General features: G+C 48.2%; 1 rRNA gene. It reads left to right on the top strand.

Annotation, left to right across the window (positions count from 1 at the left end):
* Positions 1-192: 192 nt before the first annotated feature.
* A 5S ribosomal RNA gene (rrf, locus tag ACTD9P_RS30310) occupies positions 193-255 on the top strand; the annotation flags it as partial.

Here is a 255-nt window from a genome sequence, read left to right as displayed (position 1 = left end):
GTTGAGCTAACCAATACTAATTGCCCGTGAGGCTTGACCATATAACACCCAAGCAATTTGAGTCGAAAGGCCAGATTGCGGTGTGTGAAGACGAGATGAACCGAAAGTTCGACGCTCACAAAACACCCAAAGCTGTCACATACCCAATTTGCTGAAGCGAAGCCATCTGGCTACGACTCAGTACCCGAATTTCTTGACGACCATAGAGCATTGGAACCACCTGATCCCATCCCGAACTCAGTAGTGAAACGATGC

This window comes from Pseudomonas onubensis (assembly GCF_965653655.1).
Taxonomy (GTDB): domain Bacteria; phylum Pseudomonadota; class Gammaproteobacteria; order Pseudomonadales; family Pseudomonadaceae; genus Aquipseudomonas.
This window is presented reverse-complemented; position numbering and strand designations above follow the sequence as displayed.